Below are 21,341 nucleotides of genomic sequence, written 5' to 3'. Positions count from 1 at the left end.
TTCCGTCACCCCGGACGTGGTCGGCGGTGGCGTGAGCGGTCTGGCTGCCGATCGGATTCCGTCACCCCGGACGTGGTCGGCGGTGGCGTGAGCGGTCTGGCTGCCGATCGTCAGCGGGGCCGCGCTCATCAGAGTCACTCGATGGCCTCGCCGCCGTCCGGTCGATAGCCGTTGCAGCACAACCATTGTGGACGGACGCGCAGGCGCATGATGTCGGGGTCGGCCGTCGGCTGCAGGTCCGGATATTGCGCGAAGTATGCGTCCGGGCATTGCTGCGCGGCGTCGTCTCGTGCGCTGCGCCGGCGTGACGGTCACGGCCCCCGAGCGAGCGCGCGGGGGCGAGCGACGGCGATGAATTCGGTCGGGGTTATCGGCTCACCGGGCATCGTGATGCGCCGCGAGGGCCCGATATCCCCCGACGACGTCGGTGGCGCGGTGCAATCCCAACTGCTGCAACGATGCCGCCGCCAGGCTCGAGGTGTACCCCTCCGAGCACAGGATGATCCACCGCACGTCGTGGTTGACGGCCTGTGGGATCCGCGCGTCGCTGGCCGGATCGCATCGCCATTCCAGGACATTGCGTTCGATCACGAGTGCCTCGGCAACCCCACCCTCGGCAGCGCGTTGCGCGGCTGGGCGGATGTCGACGAGCACGGCACCGGCGGCGAGTTCGGCGGCGAGATCCTCGGCGGCTAGTCGTTGCAGGGACTTCCGCGCGACGAGCAGCATGTCGTCGATGGTCATCGCCATGGGTTCACGATAGGTGCTCTATTCCGGGTCGTCGGTCAGTTCGGTCCGGGTCCGGCGGAGTGCGCCGCCGTCGGTCACCTCGTAGAACGACATCGCGGTCAATGGCGGGGAGTACGCGTGGACGCTGAGCGTCGGACCGCTCGAAGTGGCCACGGGGGCATCGCCTGTCGGGGCGGTGAGACCACGCGCCGGCGGGATGCTCCCGTGATGCTGCACGTCGTGGACCCAGCCCAGCGGGAATGCCGCCTGATCGCCAGCCGAGAGGATGCGCAGCGCGAGATCGTCACCAGTCCAGCGATACTCGCGCAGTGCGCCGCTCAACACGGTCAGCGCTCCCAGCGATCCGGCATGATCGTGAAGGTGGGTGGAGCGGTCCGGCGTCCAACTGATCAGCCACAGGTCGAGGTCGTCGTCGGATTCCAGACGGGTCGACCACCGTTCCACCGGGTCCCAGGTGGTCGGCAGCAGGTGGTCGTACCGTCGGTCGAGGACGTCGGCGACGCCCTGGTCGGTGATTCGCAGCAGGTCGGCCGGGCGTAGCCGGGTCGGAAGGTGGGCGGCGGTGTGGCGGGCGGACCGGTCCGGGCGGTGTGAACGGGACGGCTGGGTACGGGAGGACAGGGTAGGGGAGGACAGGGTCGAAGTCATGAGTTCTCCTGCGAACGAGGGGCGAGGGGAGTGCGTCGGATACGGTGACCGCCGCGACATCGCCTCGATGGAGTGCTCACCCGACCAGGGTGACCGCGGATCGACATGAGCGGGAGGGTTCTGCTCACCCTGGGCGCAACCGGGACCCGGTGTGATGTGTGACTCAACGATCGTCGGTGAGCAGGGGCGGGTGTGGGAGGGGCGCCTGGTGGGCAGATACTCTAGGACCACGCGCGTGTGCGGTCTTTCAGAGCTGCGGATTGCCGCTGCCTGCGTGCTCGACGCGACCAGCCCTCGCGTACATCTCGGCCCGCTGCGCGACGGCGGCCGACCGAAGTGTTTGCAGCAAAGGAGTGTGTGGTGACCTACATCATCGCGGAACCCTGCGTGGATGTGATGGACAAGGCATGCGTGGAGGAGTGCCCGGTCGATTGCATCTACGAAGGTGGTCGCAGTCTCTACATCCAGCCGGATGAATGTGTGGACTGTGGTGCCTGCGAGCCGGTGTGTCCGGTGGAGGCGATCTTCTACGAGGATGACGTCCCCGACGAATGGGATCCGTACCTCAGTGCCAATGCCGACTTCTTCGACGAGCTGGGCTCGCCGGGCGGTGCCAGCAAGGTCGGCAAGACCGACTTCGACCCGCCCTTCATCAAGTCCTTGCCCCCGATGAACGAGGACGAGGACTGAGTTCGCGGTGACCGGTGACCGTCCGGCCCGACGCCGGGTCAGTGCCGCCCTTCCCGATTTTCCGTGGGACACCCTTGCCGAGGCCAAGGCCACCGCGAACTGCCATCCCGATGGCATCGTCGACCTCTCGGTCGGTACCCCGGTCGATCCCGTCGATCCGGTCATCCGCGAGGCACTCGCGCAGGCCTCGGAGTTCCCGGGCTATCCGACGACGATCGGGACCACAGCTCTGCGCGACGCCGCAGCCGCGGCCTTGGGTCGTCGCTACGGCGCCGCCGGCGTGGACGAGTCGAGCATCCTTCCGGTGGTCGGAACCAAGGAGGCCATCGCGGGGGTGGTCGCGACGCTCGGTGTCGGCGTCGGCGAGATGGTCGTCATTCCCGAGGTCGCCTACCCGACCTATGAGGCCAGTGCCCTGCTGGCCGGTGCGACCCCAGTGCGTGCCGATTCGACGGTGGCGCTCGGGCCGGCGCGCCCGGCCGTGCTGTTCCTGAACTCGCCGTCCAACCCGACTGGCAAAGTCCTCGGGGTCGACCACCTGCGCAAGGTGATCGAGTGGGCGCGCGAACGCGGGACCGTCGTCATCTCCGACGAGTGCTATCTCGGTTTGTCCTGGGACGCCGAGGCCGTCTCGGTGCTCGACCCACGTGTCTCCGACGGCGATCACACCGGGCTGCTCGCGGTCCACTCGTTGTCGAAGATCTCCAACCTGGCGTCCTATCGCGCGGGTTTCTTCGCCGGTGACCGCGACCTGATCGCCGAACTCCTGGCCGTGCGCAAACATGCCGGGCTGATGGTGCCGTACCCGATTCAGGCGGCGATGACAGCAGCGCTCACCGACGATGCGCACGTCGAGGTCCAGCGCGCCCGCTATGCCGAGCGCCGAACCGAGCTGTCCGCGGCGGTCCGCGCAGCGGGCTTCACCATCGACCACTCTGAGGCCGGTCTGTACCTGTGGGCCACCCGCGGCGAACCGTGCCGGGAGACCGTCGATTGGCTCGCGCGGCGAGGCATCCTCGCCGCGCCGGGCGACTTCTACGGGCCCGCGGGCGTCGACCACGTGCGGATCGCGCTGACGGCGACCGACGAGCGCATCGCGACCGCGGTGCAACGCCTGGCCTGAGCCGCGACCGCAGGTGACATCCGCCGAGCGCTCTGCGAGACCGGCGACGTGCTGGCGCGCCGAGATTACTCCTGGTGAGTCGATCATCTTGCCTGATGGATGCATGGATCTGCTCTGGACCGGCGAGGAACTCCTGATCGCGGGCCCCGACACCGGGCCGTACGTCTTCGGCACCGACCGGCGCCGGGACATGACCGGACTGCGATTCGCGCCCGGGTACGCGCCCGGACTTCTCGGCGCCCCCGCGTCGGATTTCCGGGATTCGCGAGTGTCGCTGGGCGATCTCTGGCCGTCGTCGGACGTGCGACGCTGGGAGGACAGGCTCGCGGCCGCCGACGATGTCGGGGCCACGCTGTTCGCGCTGTGCGACGCCACACCCGGTCAATCACCCCCGCCGTGGATCGGGACGTTGCCTTCGATGCTGGCACGCGGTGTCCCGGTGTCCGCATGCGCCGAGATGGCCTCGGTGTCGGTGCGCACCCTGCATCGGCTGTCGTTGCAGTACTTCGGGTATGGCCCCAAGATTCTCGCTCGGATCCTGCGGATGCGGGCTGCGCTGGCGTTGCTCGGCGACGCCGGGGAGGATCTCAGCGGTATCGCTGCGCGCGCCGGGTACGCCGACCACGCGCACATGTGCCGCGACTTCGCCGAACTCACCGGCGCACCGCCGACGGTGTGGACCGGCGGTCAGACCAGCGGACTGTAGAGGTCGATGGGGTTGCCGTCGGGGTCGGCGATGACCGCATACCGCTGACCCCAGACGGCGTTGAACGGCTCGAGTATCGACCGGTATCCGGCGGCGTCGAGCGCCGCGTGCTCGGCATCGACCTCGGCCGGAGTGGCGCAGGCGAACGCGAGCGCGATCCGATGGCCACCGGTGGGTTCGGTCCACCCAGGCATGAACGAGGCGACGACGGTGCGGGTGTCGAAGAGAATCCTCATCGGGCCCACCGAACTCTCCACATGCGAGGCGTCGGCGGCGCCGGGCTCGAATCGCAGACCGAGGTGCGTATAGAAGTCGACGGTGGCCGCCATGTCGGCGACGACGATGGACAGGGCGTCGAGGATCGGTCCTGGGGTGTGCGCGGTGTCGGTCATGCGATCACCGTATGGTCACCGCACCACAGGTGTCTTGAACGTTTCGGACAGGTCCCGGCGCGCGGTGGTGTGTCAGTTCTTGTGCAGGGCCTCGTTGAGGGCGATGCCGTCGCCCTTCCACGGCACCACCTCGACCGCGCCGTTGAGGCTGTTGCGACGGAACAGCAGATTGGACTGGCCGGCGAGGTCGCGGGCCTTGACGGTGGTGCCGTCGGGCCCGGTGACCTTGGTGCCCGCGGTGACGTAGAGTCCGGCCTCGATGACGCAGTCGTCGCCGAGGGGGATGCCGCAGCCGGAGTTCGCGCCGAGCAGGCAGCGCTTGCCGAGGACGATGCGCTCCTTGCCGCCGCCGGACAGCGTGCCCATCGTGGACGCGCCGCCGCCGACGTCGGAGCCGTCACCGACGACGACACCTGCGGAGATGCGGCCCTCGACCATCGACTCGCCGAGGGTGCCGGCGTTGAAGTTCACGAAGCCCTCGTGCATGACCGTGGTGCCGGGCGCGAGGTGCGCGCCGAGTCGGACGCGGTCGGCGTCGCCGATGCGCACGCCGCCGGGGGCGACGTAATCAACCATGCGTGGGAACTTGTCGATGCTGTACACGGTCACGTTGCCGCGGGCGCGCAGTCCGGCGCGAATCTTCTCGAAGCCCTCGACCGGGCAGGGGCCGTGATTGGTCCACACCACATTGGCGAGAAGACCGAAGATGCCGTCGAGGTTGGTGCCGTGCGGCGCAACGAGACGATGCGAAAGCAGGTGCAGACGCAGGTAGACGTCGTAGGCGTCGACCGGCGGCGCCGACAGTTCGGCAATCGTGGTCGATACGGCGACGGTTTTGACCCGGCGGACCGCGTCGACCCCGACCAGGTCACGAAGATCGCCAGGAGTCGCGGCGTCGTCCAGGATCGTCGTGCCGCTCTGCTCACTCGTACCGAGTTGCGGCTCGGGGAACCAGACGTCGAGGATGACGCCGGGATCAGCGGAACCCCCGTTGGTCACCGTGGCGATTCCGACTGCGTGTGCACCATTGTTCGTCACGGCACCCGAGCTTACCGGTGGGGCACGGTGCGGTTGGCAGCCGGATCAGGCGGCGGTTTTCCGCCGCGGCGGAGCCTCCCATCACAAGCCGGCGGAACCATCAGGTCACGCACTGTGTCGATAGTCGCGCAGGTGGTGCTCGGTATCGGTGTCGGTGTAGTCGGGATCAGTGCGCTGCGATGCACCTTCCGGCCCGCGGCGTGGTCGTCGTCGTGGCGGCGACACCGAAGGCGACCATTTCGACGACGGTGACAGCGAGTGAGAACGAGCGGACATGGCGATCATCTCCGGAGACGATCGAACCATCATCCGAACGGCCGAACGTGCTGGTCGCGACCGGGTGATGTCCGTATTGTCGCATCATGGCCGAACGTGGACTCCGGACTCCGCACCAGGGCGGGCGGGGCCGGCGCCGGCGATGGCCGTGGGTGCTCGCCGGGTTGGCAGTGGTGGTGATCGTCGTGGCGGTGATCGGTGGCGTGATCGTCAAGCCGTGGTTGTTGTTCGTCGACACCGAGATTGCCGACGAGATCCCGGTCGCCGCGAGCGGTGCGCCACAGCGGGGCGCGCCGCCGGTCACGCCCGTGGTGCTCTCGTCGGGGACCTTCATCAGCCACGAACACGACACCGCCGGCGCTGTGTCGATCATCGAGAAGCCGGATGGCTCAAGGATTCTCGCCATCGAGAACCTCGACACCACCACCGGCCCGGATGTGCATGTGTGGCTCTCCGCCGGCGAGGTGATCGGCGGCTTCGACGGCTGGCGTACCGCAGGCGGTGCGCCGCACGTCGACCTCGGCCCGATCAAGGGTAACCGTGGTGATCAGGTGTATTCGGTGCCTGCGGGGACCGAACTCGCCCGGTTCCCGGCGGTGGTGCTGTGGTGTGTGCAGTTCCACGTGTCATTCGGCGCCGCCGAGCTTCGACCGGTGTGATCCGTGCGGTGTAAACCAGGCGGGTGTAACCCTTTTCGGCGCCGCGCCATCGGCTTCGTTACGGTGGGGGCGTGAATGCCCTCGACCTCCATGGCGATCCGATCGACCTGACCGCGGCGCTAGTCGACATCCACAGTGAATCCCGGGACGAAACGGCCATCGCCGACGCCGTCGAATCCGCGCTCCGGGAGCAGACCACCGGCTTCGAGATCGTGCGTCACGGCAACCGGGTGCTCGCGCGCACCAACCGGGGGCTCGACAGTCGGGTCATCCTCGCCGGGCACCTCGACACGGTGCCGATCGCCGCGAATCTGCCGAGCCGGCGCACCGACGACGCCGCCGAGGGCGAGGTCCTGCACGGGTGCGGAACCGTGGACATGAAATCCGGTGACGCGGTGTTCCTACATCTCGCGGCGACGCTGGCCGATCCGCGCCACGACCTCACGCTCATCTTCTACGACTGCGAGGAGATCGCCGCCGAGTACAACGGGCTGGGGGTCATCGAACGTGAACTGCCGCAGTGGCTTTCCGGCGACGTGGCGATCCTCGGGGAACCCACGGCCGGGCAGATCGAGGCAGGATGCCAAGGCACCCTGCGGGTACGCCTGACAGCGACCGGGACGCGGGCACATTCGGCGCGAGCGTGGATGGGTGACAACGCGATTCACAAGCTTGGGGAGGTGCTCACCACCCTCGCCGGGTACTCGCCGCGCCGCGTCGACATCGACGGATGCGAGTACCGCGAGGGACTCTCGGCCGTCGGGATCGGCGGCGGGGTGGCCGGCAACGTCGTACCCGACGCCGCCCACGTCGACGTCAACTTCCGCTTCGCGCCCGACCGCAGCATCGAGACCGCACTCGACCACGTTCGCGAGGTGTTGGCCGGGCCGCTCGCCTCCGGTGCGGTGACGCTCGAGCTCACCGATTCCGCCGCGGGCGCGTTGCCCGGTCTCTCGCATCCGGCTGCTGCCGCACTCGTCGACGCCGCGCAGGGACGATTCCGCGCCAAGTACGGCTGGACCGACGTGTCCCGATTCTCGGCTCTCGGCATTCCCGCGGTGAACCTCGGGCCGGGGGACCCGAGCCTGGCCCACCGGGTCGACGAACGCGTCCCGGTCGCCCAGATCCGTGAGGTCACCGACCTGCTGCGGACCTACCTGAGCTGAACTGACGCACACCGGGTTCCCGTCGGTGTGGCGGGGACATCGGCCGGGCGCGCTAGCGTTACGCCCCATGACGACTTCTGGTAGCGAGACGACTTCTGGTAGCGAGCCCGCCGAGCCTGATCCGGTCACCGACGTCGACATCGAGGATCGCCAGAGCACCCGCTACATCGGCCCCATGCGCGTGCGCCGCACCGACGGCGACGAGCGGACCACCGACCGTCGGCTGCTCGAGTGGGTCGATCCGCGCGACGCCGAACGCAGCGCCGAGCGCACCATGCGCGACTCGTGGCGCGTGCTGCGCATCCAGTCGGAATTCGTGGCGGGTTTCGATGCGCTCTCCGACGTCGCCGAGGCGGTCACGGTGTTCGGATCGGCGCGTCTACAACCCGGCTCACCCGATTACGAGCTCGCGGTGCGCGTGGGCCGCGCCCTCGGCGCGGCCGGCTACGCCGTGATCACCGGCGGCGGGCCGGGCGCCATGGAGGCCGCAAACAAGGGAGCACACGAGTCGTCGGCGACGTCGATCGGACTCAACATCGAGCTGCCGTTCGAGCAGCATCTGAACCCCTGGGTCGACCTGGGGATGAACTTCCGCTACTTTTTCGTCCGCAAGACGATGTTCGTGAAGTACGCCCAGGCCTTCGTCTGCCTGCCCGGCGGTCTCGGCACACTCGACGAGCTCTTCGAGGCGCTGACCCTCGTGCAGACCAAGAAGGTGGTCCGGTTCCCGATCGTGCTCGTCGGCCGCGAGCACTGGGCCGGGCTGCTCGCGTGGATGGGCGAGGTTCTCGTCGCCAAGAGGATGGTCTCGCCCGAGGATCTCGACTTGGTGACCGTCGTCGACGAACCCGACGAGGCGGTCGAAGTCATCCGGGCGGCGGCGCAGCGCCGCGCCGCACGGGGCGAGGCCGACTGACGGGACGCCCCTACCGGAACTGCTCCGGCCACGCGCGGAACGTACCGGCGGGCGACAGGGACACTCCATTCGCCGACCATGAGGGTCCGCGAACAAACAGCGAGAGGGTGCAGGACTGATGAGCGCGATCTGCGTGTACTGCGCGTCGGGACGAACTGTGGGGCAGGAGTACCTGGATCTCGCGGCCGAACTCGGCGCAGCGATCGGGGCGGGCGGGCACACGCTGGTCTCCGGTGGCGGCAACGTGTCGATGATGGGCGCGGTCGCCGATGCCACGCGCGCGGCCGGTGGTAGGACGGTCGGGATCATCCCGCGGACCCTGATGCAGCGTGAGGTCGCCGACCTCGACGCCGACGAACTCGTCATCACCGACACCATGCGGGAACGCAAGAAACTAATGGACGATCGGGCCGACGGTTTCATCACCTTGCCTGGCGGTATCGGCACGCTCGAGGAGTTGTTCGAGACGTGGACCGGTGGAGTCCTCGGCATGCACACCAAACCCGTGGTGCTGCTTGATCCGGTGGGCTTCTATAGCCCGCTGTTGTCGTGGTTGCAGGGTCTGGTGGCCCCGGGATTCGTGGCACAGAGTTCGTTGGACCGGCTCGTGGTCACCGATTCTGTGGAGGGTGCGCTGCGTCATGCTACTGCCCGGTAAGGTGTGCACACGAGCTGGCGTCGTGTGTTCGCGGCGGACAGCGCGCGCCATCGTCGTCCAACCAGAGAGCGAGTAAGTCGATGTCGTCCCAGGACACCGTCGGAATCACAGATCTGTTCAGAGGCGTACTCAAGATGGCGCCGCAGGCGCCCCAGATGATCAAACACGCACCCGGACTCATCAGGCGACCCGCCGACGCCAAGCGCACCATCGGCCTGATCTTCGCGCAGCACGCCGCCAACCACCCAGATCGTCCGTTCGTGCGGTTCGCGGGTAAGTCGACCACCTACGGTGAGGCCAACCGGACGGTGAACCGCTACGCCGCGGTGCTCGCTGAGAAGGGTGTGCAGACCGGCGACGTGGTGGCGATTCTGTCGAAGAACTGTCCGACCGACCTGTTCGTGATGCTCGCGACGGTCAAACTCGGTGCGATCGCCGGGATGATCAACTACAACCAGCGGGGCAATGTCCTCGAGCACAGTATGAAACTTCTCGGGGCCCGGGTGTTCGTCCACGACCCGGATTGTGCGGAGGCCTTCGAGTCGATTCCCGAGAGTGCTCTGCCCGAGCACGTTCTCGACTTCGCCGCACTCGATGCCGCGGCGCAGGGAAGGTCCGAGGCCGACCCGCAGGTCACCGCGACCCTGCCGGCATCCACCGAGGCGTTCTACATCTTCACCTCCGGGACCACTGGCCTGCCCAAGGCCAGCGTGATGAGCCACAACCGGTGGCTGGCCAGTCTCTCGGGTATTGGCGGCCTCGCGGTGCGCCTGCGCGCCAGCGACACCATGTACGTACCGCTGCCCCTGTATCACAACAACGCACTGTCGGTGTCGCTGTCGTCGGTGCTCGCCTCGGGCGCCTGTATCGCCATCGGCAAACATTTCTCGGCGTCGAAATTCTGGGACGACGTCATCCTCAATCGCGCTACCGCGTTCTGCTATATCGGCGAGCTGTGCCGTTATCTGTTGGCGCAGCCGGAGAAGCCGACCGACCGCGCTCACAGCGTGCGCCTCGTGGTCGGCAACGGCATGCGCACCGACATCTGGGACGAGTTCCGCGAGCGGTTCGGCATCGACCGGATCGTCGAGTTCTACGGGGCCAGTGAGTTGAACCTGGTGTTCGTCAACGCCTTCAACGCCAGCCGCACCGCCGGGTTCTGTCCGTTGCCGTACGCGATCGTCGAGTACGACGAGGACGGCAAGCCCGCACGTAACGCCGCCGGTCGGCTGACCAAGGTGAAGCGCGGCGGAACCGGCCTGCTCATCTCCGGCATCAACGACCGCGTCCCGATCGACGGCTACACCGATCCGGAGGAGACCGAGAAGAAGATTATCCGCGATGCCTTCAAGGACGGCGACGCCTGGTTCAATTCCGGTGATCTCGTCCGTGACCAGGGCTTCAGCCACATCGCCTTCGTCGACCGACTCGGCGACACGTTCCGCTGGAAGGGCGAGAACGTCGCGACCACCGAGGTCGAGGCCGGGGTCGACGGCCACCCGTCGATCGCGCAGTCGGTGGTCTTCGGCGTCGAGGTCCCGGGCACCGACGGCAAGGCCGGAATGGCGGCGGTGACGCTGCGTGAGGGTGTGAGCCTCGATGGCAGAGACATGGCGTCGCACCTCTACGAAGCTCTGCCGACATATGCGATGCCGCTGTTCATCCGGATCGTCGGTCAGCTCGAGGCCACCTCCACGTTCAAGAACCGCAAGGTCGAGCTGCGCGACGAGGGTTACGAGAAGGTCGGTGACGACCCGCTCTACGTGCTCGCCGGGCGCTCCGACGGATACGTGAAGTACTACGACTCCTATCCCGACGACGTCGCGGCGGCCAAGGCACCCAAGAACTGAGTGCTTTCGTAGTCTGGTCGCCATGGATACGCGACATGCGGAGAACGGCGGCGAGACCCTGTGCGGCCGTCCCGTCGCGGCCGATCGGGCGCTGGTGATGGCGATCGTGAATCGCACACCCGATTCCTTCTACGACCGCGGGGCCAGTTTCACCGACGGCGCGGCCAAACAGCGGGTCGATCGTGTCGTGGCCGAGGGCGCCGACATCGTCGATATCGGCGGCGTCAAGGCCGGCCCGGGCGAGGAAGTCGACGCCGCGGGGGAGATCGCGCGGGTGGTGCCGTTCATCGACTGGATTCGTGATCGTTACCCCGATCTGCTGATCAGCGTCGACACCTGGCGCAGCGAGGTCGCCGATCAGGCGTGTGCGGTGGGCGCCGACCTCATCAACGACACGTGGGCCGGCGCCGATCCGGGACTGGTCGAGGTGGCCGCCGCCCGCCGAGCCGGCATCGTGTGCTCGCACACCGGCGGCGCGGTGGTGCGGACCCGGCCGCATCGGGTCGCCTACGGCGATGCGGTCACCGACGTCGTGGCCGATGTGCTCGAAGCGGTGACGTCGGCGGCCGCCCGGGCCGAGGCCGCGGGTGTCGCCCGTGACTCGATCGTGATCGATCCGACGCATGATTTCGGCAAGAACACCCACCACGGGCTGACCTTGTTACGCCACGTAAAAGATCTTGTTAAGACAGGTTGGCCGGTGCTGATGGCGCTGAGCAACAAGGATTTCGTGGGGGAGACTCTGGGAGTGGACCTCGAACACCGGGTGGAGGGCACACTCGCGGCGACCGCTCTGAGCGCTGAACACGGCGCCCGGATCTTCCGCGTCCACGAGGTCGCCGCCACCCGCCGCGTGGTCGACATGGTCGCCGCGATAGCGGGCACACGGCCTCCAGCCAGAACAGTCAGGGGACTCGCATGACCAAGAAGGTACGTCGAACCCAGAATCGCCCACACGTCGCTGGTCGGACACCGAAGGCATCCACCGGTCGGGACAAGGCCGCCATGTGGCCGGCGCCCGCAGACACCGCCGACCGGGGTTCGTGGTCGACCACCCACACTTGGGAACAACCGGACTGGACAATCGACGAACTCGTCGCCGCCAAGGACGGACGTACGGTATCGGTGGTCCTGCCCGCGCTGAACGAGGAACAAACCGTCGCCGACGTCATCGCCACCATCCGGCCGCTGGTCGGAACACTCGTCGACGAGCTCATCGTGCTGGACTCCGGGTCCACCGACGCAACCGTCGAACGGGCGCGGGCTGCCGGTGCAGAGGTGATCAGCCGCGAGGATGCGGTCCCCGAACTCGAGCCCGTCAAGGGCAAGGGCGAGGTACTGTGGCGCTCGATCGCCGTTGCGACCGGGGACATCATCGCCTTCGTCGACTCCGACCTGATCGACCCCGACCCGATGTTCGTGCCGAAGATGCTCGGACCCCTGCTGGTGAACCCCGGCATTCAGCTGGTCAAGGGCTATTACCGCCGTCCCCTGCGCACCGGGGGTACACAGGACGCGAACGGCGGCGGCCGGGTCACCGAACTTGTCGCCCGCCCACTTCTCGCCTCGCAGAAACCAGAACTCACAGCGGTGCTCCAGCCCCTGGGTGGGGAGTACGCAGGCACCCGTGAGATGCTCTCCTCGGTGCCGTTTGCGCCCGGATACGGCGTGGAGATCGGCCTGCTGATCGATACCTATGACCGGTACGGACTCGAGGGCATCGGGCAGGTGAATCTCGGGGTGCGTACCCACCGCAACCGCCCGCTCATAGAGCTCGGCGTGATGAGCCGTCAGATCGTGGGCACCCTGATGCGCCGTTGCGGCATCGAGGATTCGGGGGTCGGGCTGACGCAGTTCACCGCGGAGCCCGACGGCACGTTCACCCCGCATACCACCGACGTCTATCTCGAGGACCGGCCGCCGATGAAGACGCTGCGCGCGGTCGACATCGCCGTTGACGACGAGGAGATCGCCTCGTAGGCGCGCCTCGCCTCCGAAGGGCCGCCCTCGCCCGGCAGACGCTTGCCACGGCCCGTGTGTTGTGAGCGTGACGCGGCACCGGGCCACAGCGGAACCGCCGGTCACCTCTCTGACACCATGGGATCATGCAGACCCTCTTGCTGTACCTGCTGATCATGGCGGTCGTTGTGGCTGTCGTCTTTGCCGTGGTCTGGTTCGTATTCGGTCGCGGTGAGGACCTTCCGCCGGTTGACGCGGCCACGACGCTGACCCGTCTTCCGCGGAACGGGATCAGCGGATACGACGTGCGCGCACTGCGATTCGCGGTCACCGTCCGCGGGTACAAGCAGAGCGAGGTCGACTGGGCGCTGGCCCGTCTCTCCGACGAGATCGACGATCTCCGCGCGCTGATCCAGCAGTTGCAGGATCGCGACCGTGCGTCGGTGCACCTGGACGCCGCCAGCGTCGGTCGTCACGAGGCGCGCACGCCGTCTACGGGAGTCGGCGATCCACAGAGCGCCGCCATCCACCCCCGCCCGGAGGGCGCCCTGGACCCCCGCCCGGAGGGCGCCCTGGAGTCCCGCCCGGAGGGTGCCCTGGACCCCCGCCCGGAGGGTGCCGGGGCGGCTTCTGCCGACCCCAGTGGCGGGTCCGTGACCGAAACGCGTCACTGACATGTGGGCGCGTGGGCATCTGCACGTCGGCGCGCCACGTATCATTGCTCTGGCGGCAACCACCGTCACCGGCCGCATGGCCGCGATCCGGGCTGCCCCGTCATGTCGGAATGATCGTCCGGCGACGGCGGGAGCCCTCGGCGACGCGAGACTCTGAAGGGAGTTTGAGAATGGCGGCGATGAAGCCACGAACTGGAGATGGGCCACTCGAAGCGGCCAAGGAGGGACGTGGGATCGTCGTGCGCATTCCGATCGAGGGCGGTGGACGCCTGGTGGTCGAGCTGACTCCGGACGAGGCCGCGGCTCTCGGCGAAGAACTCCGCGGGGTCACCGGCTGACCGGGTCGCAGGCCCGCTCGGCGCTGACCGAGCTACTTGCCGATCTGAGGTGTCCGATCTGTTCGGATGACCTGGATCTCACCGCCGACCGCGCCGCGCTGCGGTGCGGTGCGCGCCATTCGTTCGACATCGCCCGCCACGGCTACGTTGCGCTCCTCGACGGGCGCTCTGGTGCACTCCGCGCCGACACTCCGGAGATGGTTGCCGCTCGTGCGCGTGTGCACGATGCGGGCGTCCTGTCGCCGGTCGTCGAGGCCACCGCCATCGCAGTCGCCGAACTGTGCGCTGCAGTCGACGAGCCGTCGCCCCTGATTGTCGATCTCGGGGGCGGTCCGGGGGTGTATCTACGGGCGTGCCTTCGCCGGGCCCCGACCGCGCGTGGGGTGGTCATCGACCTGTCCAAGGCGTGCGCCCGCGCGGCGGTGCGCGGTGAGCCAACCGCTGCGAGTGTCATCGCCGATGTGTGGCGGCAGATCCCGATGCGGTCGGCCTCGGCAACGGTGGCGCTGTCGGTGTTCGCACCGCGCAATATCGCCGAGACCGCGCGTGTCCTACGCGCGGGTGGTCACCTGGTCATCGTGACTCCCCGTCCCGATCACCTGACCGAACTCGTGGGCCCGCTGGGCATGCTGAGGGTGGGACCGGACAAGGACGATCGGATCGACGCCGCGTTGTCGCCGGCTTTCGGCATCATCGATCGGCGGGTGGTGCAGGAGACGCGCACGGTGACCGCGCCGACGATCGCCGATCTCGTCGCCATGGGGCCCTCGGCATTTCACCACGACCGCGCGCACATCGACGAGGTGGCCGATGCGGTGGCCGACGCTCGCGGCGGCAGCCTTGAGGTCACCGTGGCGGTCACCGTCACGGTGTGCCGCGTTCGCGGTGACCGGTCCCACCCGTCGGGGTCGGATCAGCGTGTGACGGACTGATATACCCCGATGGTCTGCTCGGCAATCGCATCCCAGGAGAACTCCGCGGCGGCCCGCTCGCGTCCGGCCTTGCCCATCGATTCGGCTGTCGCCGGATCACGCACCACCGCACTGACGCCGTCGGCGAGCCCGCGCTCGAACGCCACCGGATCGGCGGGGTCGTAGGGGACAAGCACACCGGTGACGGCATCGCGGACCACCTCGGGTATGCCGCCGACCGCCGAGGCCACCACTGCCGTTCCGCAGGCCATGGCCTCGAGGTTCACTATCCCCAGTGGCTCATACACCGACGGGCAAACGAATACCGTTGCCGCGGTGAGGATTTCTCGGATACGCGGGAGTGGGAGCATTTCCCGGACCCAGTGCACACCGTGGCGCGAGGCCGAGAGCGAGGCGACCGCCGACTCGACCTCTGCACCGATCTCCGGGGTGTCCGGAGCTCCTGCGCACAGGATGAGCTGTACGTCGGGGTCGAAATGGTGGGCGGCCGCGACGAGGTGGGCGACGCCCTTTTGTCTCGTGATCCGTCCGACGAAAGCCGCGATCGGCCGATCCGGGTCGACGCCGAGCGCGGTCAATGTCGAGTCCGGACCGAAGGGGTCGTCGACGGCGAACCACTGCGACGTGTCGATCCCGTTGCGTACCACGTGAACTCGATCGGGATCGAGGCGAGGATAGGTCTCGCATACGTCGTTGGCCATCCCGGAGCTGACCGCGATCACCGCGTCGGCGTACTCGACGGCATTGCGTTCCACCCAGCTCGACACCCGATAGCCACCACCGAGTTGTTCGGCCTTCCACGGCCGCATCGGTTCCAGCGAGTGTGCGGTCAATACATGTGGCACGCCGTGCAACTCGGCCGCCAGGTGCCCCGCGAGACCGGTGTACCAGGTGTGTGAGTGCACCAGGTCGGCGCCGCCGGCACCCACCGCCATCCGCAGATCAACGGACAGCGTTGTGATCGCCGCATTGGCGCCGTCGAGCCCTGGGTCGGGCGCGTAGACCGTCGCGGTGTCCCGCGGTTGTCCCATGCAGTGCACGTCGACCGCGATCAGTGCGCGCAGGTGTCGCACCAGTTCGGTCACGTGGACTCCGGCACCGCCGTAGACCTCGGGTGGATACTCCCGTGTCATCATCGCCACCCTCATGACGACGACGCTAGTGCCCGCGCGCGCAGTTCGCCACGAAAGCGGGGCAATCTCGGCGGTAGCCGAATGTCGTCGAGGCGAGAACGTCGCGAACATCGGTGGATCGAGGCGTGTGTTCGTCTGGCCCGCGCACAGATTGGCGGTTAAGTTGTGAGTGTGAGATCACAGCCGCACGTGCTCGGTATCGTCCTTGCGGGCGGTGAGGGTAAACGCCTGTACCCGCTGACGATGGACCGCGCGAAACCGGCGGTCCCATTCGGTGGCGCCTACCGGCTGATCGACTTCGTCCTGTCCAATCTGGTCAACGCCGGTTATGAACGCATCTGCGTTCTGACGCAATACAAGTCGCATTCACTCGACCGACATATCTCGCAGACCTGGTGGTCATCGGGATTTCACGGCGAGTACATCACCCCGGTGCCTGCGCAGCAGCGCCTTGGGCCGCGGTGGTACACCGGCAGCGCCGATGCGATCTTCCAGTCGATGAACCTCATCGAGGACGAACAGCCGGAGTACATCGTCGTTTTCGGTGCCGATCACGTGTATCGGATGGATCCGTCGCAGATGGTCGAGGCGCATATCGACTCCGGCGCCGACGTCACCGTCGCAGGCATCCGGGTGCCGCGCTCGGAAGCCGGCGCATTCGGGTGTATCGATGCCGACGAGTCCGGTCTGATCACCCGGTTTCTGGAGAAGCCCGCCGACCCGCCGGGCACACCCGACGATCCCGACGTCACCTTCGCCTCGATGGGCAACTACGTGTTCACCACCGAGGCTCTCGTGGAAGCGATCCGCGCCGACGCGGCCGACTCCGATTCCGATCACGACATGGGCGGCGACATCATCCCGGCATTCGTGAACAAGCAGCGGGCGTTTGTCTACGACTTCGCCGACAATGAGGTGCCCGGTGCCACCGAGCGAGACCGGGGGTACTGGCGCGATGTCGGGACGCTCGACGCGTTCTACGACGCACATATGGACCTCGTTTCGGTGCACCCGGTATTCAACCTGTACAACCGTCGTTGGCCGATTCGCGGTGAGACCCTACATCTGCCGCCCGCGAAGTTCGTGCAGGGCGGTCATGCCCAGGACTCGGTGGTCGGCGCCGGCTGCATCGTGTCGGCCGGATCTGTGAGTACCTCGGTGCTCTCGGCAAACGTGATGATCGAGGACGGCGCCGTCGTGGAGGGCAGTGTGCTGATGCCCGGCGTGCGGGTCGGTAAGGGTGCGGTGGTCCGACGCGCGATCCTCGACAAGAACGTCGTCATCGGCGAGGGCGAACAACTCGGTACCGACCTCGAGGCCGACCGTCAGCGCTTCGCGGTCAGTGCCGGTGGTGTGGTGACCGTCGGTAAGAACATCCGCGTCTGAGTGCTCTGGGGCGCCGGTCTGCTCACTCTTGCAGTGTCTCGCTCAGGGTGCGAGCATCCGGTGTCCCAGTGCGATGAGGGCGACGATATCGGTGCCCTCGGTGTCGGCGGGCAACGCCTCGACCGGCCACCACCGCAGATCGAGTGACTCGTCGCTGATCGTGATCGGCGGCAGGCCGCCGTCGGACGTCGGTGGGGCCACCGCGACAAACCGCACGTCGAGATGTCGCGTCGGCACGCCGAGCGAGCAGGTGATCGGGTGGGTGTGCAGTTGGGCGAGCCCGGCCAACTCCAGACCGTCGATGCCGGATTCCTCACGCGCCTCGCGCAGCGCGGCGTCTTCGATCGTCGCATCGTTGGGTTCGCAGTGCCCCCCGAGCTGAATCCATCTGCCCACCCGCGGATGCAACGTCAGCAGTACGTGGTCGGCCCCGGCGTCGAAGACGATTGCCGACGCGGTCAGGTGACCGGGAGCGTGAACCCGTAGGCAGGCCTGCGCAGCGGCGTCCAGGAAGGCGCGATAGGTGTGTCGCAATGAGTCCTGTTCCGGTGACGGCGCCGTCCATGCCTCGAGGGTCGCTACCGCCGAATCGTGCAGGGATTCGGCGCTCACCGCAGGATCAGCCAATCGTCGGTAGGTGCGCCCCCGCGCAGCCCGAACTCTTGCGCAGGGTGGCCGATAGCGATGGCGCCCAGCGGTTCCCAGTCCGCGGGAACCTCGAGGTGGGAGGTCACCACGGACGCGGCGAAGATGGTCGAACCGACCCAGCAGGAGCCGAGTCCACGCACCGAGAGGGCCACGAGCAGGGCCGTGACGGCGCCACCGGCGGCAACGGTGAACATGGTGTGCTCGGCGGCGTTGCGACGCTCGTCGGGATAGGTGTGGGCGCCGTCGGGGATCAGGAACGGGATCACCAGTTCCGGGGCATCGTAGAGGATTCGCCCTCGTGCGACGCGTTTCTCGATCGACTCGGCGGTCTTCTCGTCGGCGCTGAGATCGGCGCGCCACGCCTCGCCCATCGCATCGAGCAGTCGCGTTCGGCGCGCGGGGTCGCGGACCCACACGAATCGCACTGGGTGGGTGTGGTGCGGAGCGGGCGCGGTGAGCGCGTCCGCGCATGCCGCGGTGATCGACTCAGGATCGACCGGGGTGTCGGCGAAGGCGCGCACCGACCGCCGCGTCAATAGCGCCTCCCGACGGCCCTGCTCGATCGCCTCTGCGGTACCGAGGTGGAACAGGTCGTCGTCGGTCGGCCGGATCAGGTCGGCCGCCCGTGACCCGTCATCGGTGGGGCACAATCCGCGCACTACGGCCACCGGTACCCCCGCGAGTTTGCCCTTCACCAGATCTGCCGCGGCCGCGATCTCGTCGGCGACGGCGATGTCGGTGACCACCAACGGGTTTCCGTGGCTGTCGACACACCCCTCGTAGGGGTGGGTGACCGCGATACCCGCGGCTCCGATCGCCACGTCGATCTGTCCGGTCCGCCACGCGCGGCCCATGGTGTCGGTGACGATCACCGCCACATCGATCCCGGCGGCCGCGGCGAGGGATGCGCGGAGTTCTGCGGCGCTGCGGTCGGGATTCTCGGGCAGCAGCGCGAGCGAGTCGACCGGAACATTCGAGCCGTCGATGCCGGAGGCCGCCTGCACGATGCCGAGCCGGTTCTCGGTGATCAGCGTGCGGTTGCGGCGTGCGAGTATCCGCACCGATTCCTGCACGACGAGGCGTCGGCGCAGGGCGTCGCGTTCGTCGGGGTTGGCGGGGGCAGGCACCATGCGGCCCTCGGTTTTGGAAAAGACCTTGCTGGTTACCACCAGCACATCACCGGACGCCAACCACGGTGCGGCCGTAAGTATTTCGCTGGTTAGGTCGGTCGTCGTATCGAATTCCGGCAGCCCGGTCACCGGGCGCACCTCGACGATGTCCGGCGCGCGGTGATCAGTGATCGGTGATGCGCCGTTGCCTGTGGTCATCGATCGACCCCGGTGGAGTCCGGTCCGACGATCTGCGGGGTGTCGACGCCGACCAGGGCACACGCCGCGCGCACCATGTGCGCGGTGGTGGCCGGGTCGGTCATCAGCAACGGAGCGGCGCCGATGGAGATGCCCTCGACCACGGCCTCGTCTCCGTCGGCGATGAGCCACCCGTCGAGGATTCCGTTGCCGCTGCGCGCGCCGTAGTGTGCCGCGATCGCCTCGGCGGTGGTCTCGACTCCGATCACCGACAGACACTCGTCGGCCATCCCGCGCAAGGGCCGGTTGTCGATGACGGGACTCACGCCGACGACGCGTGCCCCGGTGGAGCGCAGCGCGCTGCGCACGCCGGGCACTGTGATCACCGCACCGATGCTCACCACCGGATTGCTGGGGGCGAGCAGGACGACGTCGGCGTCGGCGATCGCCTCGATCACGCCCGCAGCGGCGTGCGTGTCGTCCGAACCGACCTGGGCGAACCCGAATGTCGGGATCTTGGCCCGGTGTCGAACCCACCACTCCTGGAAGTGGATCGCCACCCGGGCGCCGTCCTCGCCATCCGGAGCGGACACCACGACGTGAGTCTCGTGGCGGTCGTCGGTGGCCGGTAACAGCCGCACGCCGGGCTGCCAACGTCGACACAGTGCGGCGGTGACGTCGGAGAGCCGGTAGCCCGCGTCGAGCATCTGGGTGCGGATGAGATGGGTGGCAAGGTCGCGATCGCCGAGCCCGAACCAGTCGGGATCGGCGCCGTAGGCGGCGAGTTCCTCCTTGGCGTGCCAGGTTTCAGCCTTGCGCCCCCATCCGCGCTCGGTGTCGATGCCCCCTCCGAGGGTGTACATGCAGGTGTCGAGGTCAGGGCAGATTCGTACCCCGTGCATCCACGCATCGTCGCTGACGTTGACGATCGCAGTGATCTCGTGGGGGCCGGGGGGAGTTGGCGCCTCGGCGCCCGCCGAGTCCTGGGTGGGTGCGGGAAACGGCGTCGGCCCGAACAATTCGCGAACACCCTGCAGGAATCGAGCGCCACCGACACCACCGACGAGAACGGTCACCTTCACAGCGCTCCACTGTAGTGACCCGACGGCGGCGGTCCGACTCTGGTGGCCCACAACGGCTGGTGAACCAGAACCGATGACCGACGTGCGCGTCGGGCCTCGACAGGGGGTGGCGCTCCTCGACAGGGGGTGGCGCTGCGCCCGCGCTTGCGGTAGACCGTACGGGTCGGTGTCCCGAGGGGCCGGTTCAGATCGCAATCCGGACATCCGGGAGCGCAGGATCTGTGAGATTCCTGACGAATCATCTTCCCCACGTGTCGCAACTCCGGTTTGCTCCGGCCGGTGGTATTAAGGAGATTTCTCGCTCGGCTTGACCTGGGTGGTCGCCAGCGTGTCTAATCACATGAGTGTCATTTTCGGTTCGAGATCGAAAATCACTGAGAACTAAGTGGTTTCGATAGAATGTTCGACCGGATGGCGCTTCGGGTCGAGGTGGTGCTCGCATGTGTGAGTGCGACTCGGAACGCCGGGCGCTGGTGGTGATCGAACGACGAACAGGTGGACGGGGTGGCGCGGCAGTGACGCCGTGGCGCGAGACAGCAGCAGTACAACGACTTCCCAGGCAGGAGGGGCCGACGATGGCATTCGACAACCCGATCGGCAATCCCCTTGAACCACAAGATCCTTCACGCGTCACCGGCTCGGACGACTCGTTGTATCACAGTCTCGGACCGGTAAACGACACGTTCCTGAGCTCACCGCAAGGCGGGGTCTTCGACGCCGAGTCCGACGCTCCTCGTCGGCATTTGTCGTTGGTGCCCAACGAGTTCGACGATCTGTTCGATGCGATGGAGGATCAGTGGCAGGACCGGGCGCTGTGCGCCCAAACCGATCCCGAGGCGTTCTTCCCGGAGAAGGGCGGATCGACCCGCGAGGCCAAACGCATCTGCTCCGGATGTGAGGTCAAGGCGGAGTGCCTCGAGTACGCGCTGGCCAATGACGAACGTTTCGGCATCTGGGGCGGTCTCTCCGAGCGCGAGCGCCGCCGCCTCAAGCGCGGCATCATCTGAGCG

Annotated in this window: 23 protein-coding genes; 15 read left to right on the top strand and 8 right to left on the bottom strand. The window is 67.6% G+C overall.

The window, feature by feature from the left end; all coding sequences use genetic code 11:
- Window positions 1–375: 375 nt before the first annotated feature.
- Together EF294_RS09870 and EF294_RS09865 are read right to left on the bottom strand one after the other, a co-directional pair.
- On the bottom strand, window positions 376–750 hold the full coding sequence (locus tag EF294_RS09870; RefSeq protein ID WP_123928893.1) for a rhodanese-like domain-containing protein: 375 nt from the start codon (window positions 748–750) through the stop codon (window positions 376–378).
- A gap of 18 nt (window positions 751–768) precedes the next feature.
- Window positions 769–1,398, bottom strand: coding sequence for a cupin domain-containing protein (locus EF294_RS09865; protein WP_123928890.1), 630 nt, complete (start codon window positions 1,396–1,398; stop codon window positions 769–771).
- Window positions 1,399–1,755: 357 nt separating this feature from the next.
- Here EF294_RS09865 and fdxA point away from each other — a divergent pair, with 357 nt between their 5' ends.
- Genes fdxA through EF294_RS09850 form a run of 3 tightly spaced genes read left to right on the top strand, consistent with a single transcriptional unit; the run spans window position 1,756 to window position 3,917 of the window.
- Window positions 1,756–2,088 (top strand): ferredoxin, encoded by a 333-nt coding sequence (gene fdxA / locus EF294_RS09860; protein ID WP_123928887.1) that lies wholly within the window; start codon window positions 1,756–1,758, stop codon window positions 2,086–2,088.
- Between the two features lie 7 nt (window positions 2,089–2,095).
- Window positions 2,096–3,211, top strand: a complete 1,116-nt coding sequence (gene dapC / locus EF294_RS09855) for a succinyldiaminopimelate transaminase (RefSeq protein WP_123928884.1) — start codon at window positions 2,096–2,098, stop codon at window positions 3,209–3,211.
- A gap of 13 nt (window positions 3,212–3,224) precedes the next feature.
- Complete coding sequence (locus EF294_RS09850; protein ID WP_123928881.1) at window positions 3,225–3,917, top strand: helix-turn-helix domain-containing protein; 693 nt, start codon at window positions 3,225–3,227, stop codon at window positions 3,915–3,917.
- Here EF294_RS09850 and EF294_RS09845 read toward each other — a convergent pair.
- A complete protein-coding gene (locus EF294_RS09845) occupies window positions 3,899–4,309 on the bottom strand; it encodes a VOC family protein (protein ID WP_123928878.1) in 411 nt (136 codons plus the stop codon). The genes EF294_RS09850 and EF294_RS09845 overlap by 19 nt on opposite strands.
- 72 nt (window positions 4,310–4,381) lie before the next feature.
- On the bottom strand, window positions 4,382–5,347 hold the full coding sequence (dapD, locus tag EF294_RS09840; RefSeq protein ID WP_123928875.1) for a 2,3,4,5-tetrahydropyridine-2,6-dicarboxylate N-succinyltransferase: 966 nt from the start codon (window positions 5,345–5,347) through the stop codon (window positions 4,382–4,384).
- Between the two features lie 428 nt (window positions 5,348–5,775).
- Here dapD and EF294_RS09835 point away from each other — a divergent pair, with 428 nt between their 5' ends.
- From EF294_RS09835 to EF294_RS09785, 10 genes are all read left to right on the top strand, one after another.
- Window positions 5,776–6,282, top strand: coding sequence for a DM13 domain-containing protein (locus tag EF294_RS09835; RefSeq protein ID WP_123929074.1), 507 nt, complete (start codon window positions 5,776–5,778; stop codon window positions 6,280–6,282).
- Between the two features lie 71 nt (window positions 6,283–6,353).
- Window positions 6,354–7,448, top strand: coding sequence for a succinyl-diaminopimelate desuccinylase (gene dapE, locus EF294_RS09830; RefSeq protein WP_123928872.1), 1,095 nt, complete (start codon window positions 6,354–6,356; stop codon window positions 7,446–7,448).
- 67 nt (window positions 7,449–7,515) lie between these two features.
- On the top strand, window positions 7,516–8,364 hold the full coding sequence (locus tag EF294_RS09825; protein WP_123928868.1) for an LOG family protein: 849 nt from the start codon (window positions 7,516–7,518) through the stop codon (window positions 8,362–8,364).
- A gap of 118 nt (window positions 8,365–8,482) precedes the next feature.
- The gene (locus EF294_RS09820; RefSeq protein ID WP_123928864.1) at window positions 8,483–9,022 is read left to right on the top strand and encodes an LOG family protein; all 540 of its coding nucleotides are present in this window, start codon (window positions 8,483–8,485) and stop codon (window positions 9,020–9,022) included.
- A gap of 80 nt (window positions 9,023–9,102) precedes the next feature.
- Complete coding sequence (locus EF294_RS09815) at window positions 9,103–10,872, top strand: long-chain-acyl-CoA synthetase (protein ID WP_123928861.1); 1,770 nt, start codon at window positions 9,103–9,105, stop codon at window positions 10,870–10,872.
- Window positions 10,873–10,894: 22 nt separating this feature from the next.
- Complete coding sequence (gene folP / locus EF294_RS09810) at window positions 10,895–11,794, top strand: dihydropteroate synthase (protein ID WP_123928858.1); 900 nt, start codon at window positions 10,895–10,897, stop codon at window positions 11,792–11,794.
- Window positions 11,791–12,852 carry a glucosyl-3-phosphoglycerate synthase gene (locus EF294_RS09805; protein ID WP_123928855.1) on the top strand — a complete coding sequence of 354 codons (1,062 nt, stop codon included), beginning with the start codon at window positions 11,791–11,793 and terminating at the stop codon, window positions 12,850–12,852. The genes folP and EF294_RS09805 overlap by 4 nt, the downstream gene beginning before the upstream one ends.
- Window positions 12,853–12,977: 125 nt before the next feature.
- The gene (locus EF294_RS09800) at window positions 12,978–13,505 is read left to right on the top strand and encodes a DivIVA domain-containing protein (RefSeq protein ID WP_123928853.1); all 528 of its coding nucleotides are present in this window, start codon (window positions 12,978–12,980) and stop codon (window positions 13,503–13,505) included.
- 170 nt (window positions 13,506–13,675) lie between these two features.
- Window positions 13,676–13,843 (top strand): DUF3117 domain-containing protein, encoded by a 168-nt coding sequence (locus EF294_RS09795; protein ID WP_006367626.1) that lies wholly within the window; start codon window positions 13,676–13,678, stop codon window positions 13,841–13,843.
- Between the two features lie 71 nt (window positions 13,844–13,914).
- Entirely contained in the window at window positions 13,915–14,775 is an 861-nt protein-coding gene (locus EF294_RS09785; RefSeq protein WP_342774335.1) for a putative RNA methyltransferase, read from the top strand.
- Here EF294_RS09785 and glgA read toward each other — a convergent pair.
- Window positions 14,757–15,923, bottom strand: coding sequence for a glycogen synthase (gene glgA, locus EF294_RS09780; protein WP_221182449.1), 1,167 nt, complete (start codon window positions 15,921–15,923; stop codon window positions 14,757–14,759). The genes EF294_RS09785 and glgA overlap by 19 nt on opposite strands.
- Before the next feature lie 156 nt (window positions 15,924–16,079).
- On the opposite strand from glgA, the gene glgC reads away from it, so the two are divergent.
- On the top strand, window positions 16,080–17,294 hold the full coding sequence (gene glgC / locus EF294_RS09775; RefSeq protein ID WP_123928845.1) for a glucose-1-phosphate adenylyltransferase: 1,215 nt from the start codon (window positions 16,080–16,082) through the stop codon (window positions 17,292–17,294).
- A gap of 42 nt (window positions 17,295–17,336) precedes the next feature.
- On the opposite strand, the gene EF294_RS09770 is transcribed toward glgC, so the two are convergent.
- The 3 genes from EF294_RS09770 to cofD are packed head-to-tail and all read right to left on the bottom strand — an operon-like array spanning window position 17,337 to window position 20,331.
- Complete coding sequence (locus tag EF294_RS09770) at window positions 17,337–17,906, bottom strand: NUDIX hydrolase (RefSeq protein WP_123928842.1); 570 nt, start codon at window positions 17,904–17,906, stop codon at window positions 17,337–17,339.
- Window positions 17,903–19,270 carry a coenzyme F420-0:L-glutamate ligase gene (locus tag EF294_RS09765; protein ID WP_123928839.1) on the bottom strand — a complete coding sequence of 456 codons (1,368 nt, stop codon included), beginning with the start codon at window positions 19,268–19,270 and terminating at the stop codon, window positions 17,903–17,905. Before EF294_RS09765 ends, EF294_RS09770 begins: the two co-directional genes overlap by 4 nt.
- Window positions 19,267–20,331, bottom strand: a complete 1,065-nt coding sequence (gene cofD, locus EF294_RS09760; protein WP_123928836.1) for a 2-phospho-L-lactate transferase — start codon at window positions 20,329–20,331, stop codon at window positions 19,267–19,269. The genes EF294_RS09765 and cofD overlap by 4 nt, the downstream gene beginning before the upstream one ends.
- Before the next feature lie 785 nt (window positions 20,332–21,116).
- Between cofD and EF294_RS21405 the strand changes: the two genes are divergently transcribed.
- Complete coding sequence (locus EF294_RS21405; RefSeq protein WP_185091023.1) at window positions 21,117–21,338, top strand: WhiB family transcriptional regulator; 222 nt, start codon at window positions 21,117–21,119, stop codon at window positions 21,336–21,338.
- The last annotated feature ends 3 nt before the right edge of the window (window positions 21,339–21,341 follow it).

Origin of the sequence: Gordonia oryzae, assembly GCF_003797185.1 — a bacterium.
GTDB lineage: Bacteria > Actinomycetota > Actinomycetes > Mycobacteriales > Mycobacteriaceae > Gordonia > Gordonia oryzae.
The sequence above is the reverse complement of the archived record's forward strand: the minus strand, read 5'-3'. Positions and strand labels throughout refer to the sequence as shown.

Coding starts and splice junctions, on each gene's coding strand:
- EF294_RS09870 (WP_123928893.1), bottom strand. CDS start 750: ATGGCGATGACCATCGACGACATGCTGCTCGTCGCGCGGAAGTCCCTG.
- EF294_RS09820 (WP_123928864.1), top strand. CDS start 8,483: ATGAGCGCGATCTGCGTGTACTGCGCGTCGGGACGAACTGTGGGGCAG.
- EF294_RS09845 (WP_123928878.1), bottom strand. CDS start 4,309: ATGACCGACACCGCGCACACCCCAGGACCGATCCTCGACGCCCTGTCC.
- EF294_RS09825 (WP_123928868.1), top strand. CDS start 7,516: ATGACGACTTCTGGTAGCGAGACGACTTCTGGTAGCGAGCCCGCCGAG.
- EF294_RS09765 (WP_123928839.1), bottom strand. CDS start 19,270: ATGACCACAGGCAACGGCGCATCACCGATCACTGATCACCGCGCGCCG.
- EF294_RS09805 (WP_123928855.1), top strand. CDS start 11,791: ATGACCAAGAAGGTACGTCGAACCCAGAATCGCCCACACGTCGCTGGT.
- EF294_RS21405 (WP_185091023.1), top strand. CDS start 21,117: ATGGAGGATCAGTGGCAGGACCGGGCGCTGTGCGCCCAAACCGATCCC.
- EF294_RS09815 (WP_123928861.1), top strand. CDS start 9,103: ATGTCGTCCCAGGACACCGTCGGAATCACAGATCTGTTCAGAGGCGTA.
- EF294_RS09800 (WP_123928853.1), top strand. CDS start 12,978: ATGCAGACCCTCTTGCTGTACCTGCTGATCATGGCGGTCGTTGTGGCT.
- EF294_RS09795 (WP_006367626.1), top strand. CDS start 13,676: ATGGCGGCGATGAAGCCACGAACTGGAGATGGGCCACTCGAAGCGGCC.
- EF294_RS09865 (WP_123928890.1), bottom strand. CDS start 1,398: ATGACTTCGACCCTGTCCTCCCCTACCCTGTCCTCCCGTACCCAGCCG.
- folP (WP_123928858.1), top strand. CDS start 10,895: ATGGATACGCGACATGCGGAGAACGGCGGCGAGACCCTGTGCGGCCGT.
- glgA (WP_221182449.1), bottom strand. CDS start 15,923: ATGAGGGTGGCGATGATGACACGGGAGTATCCACCCGAGGTCTACGGC.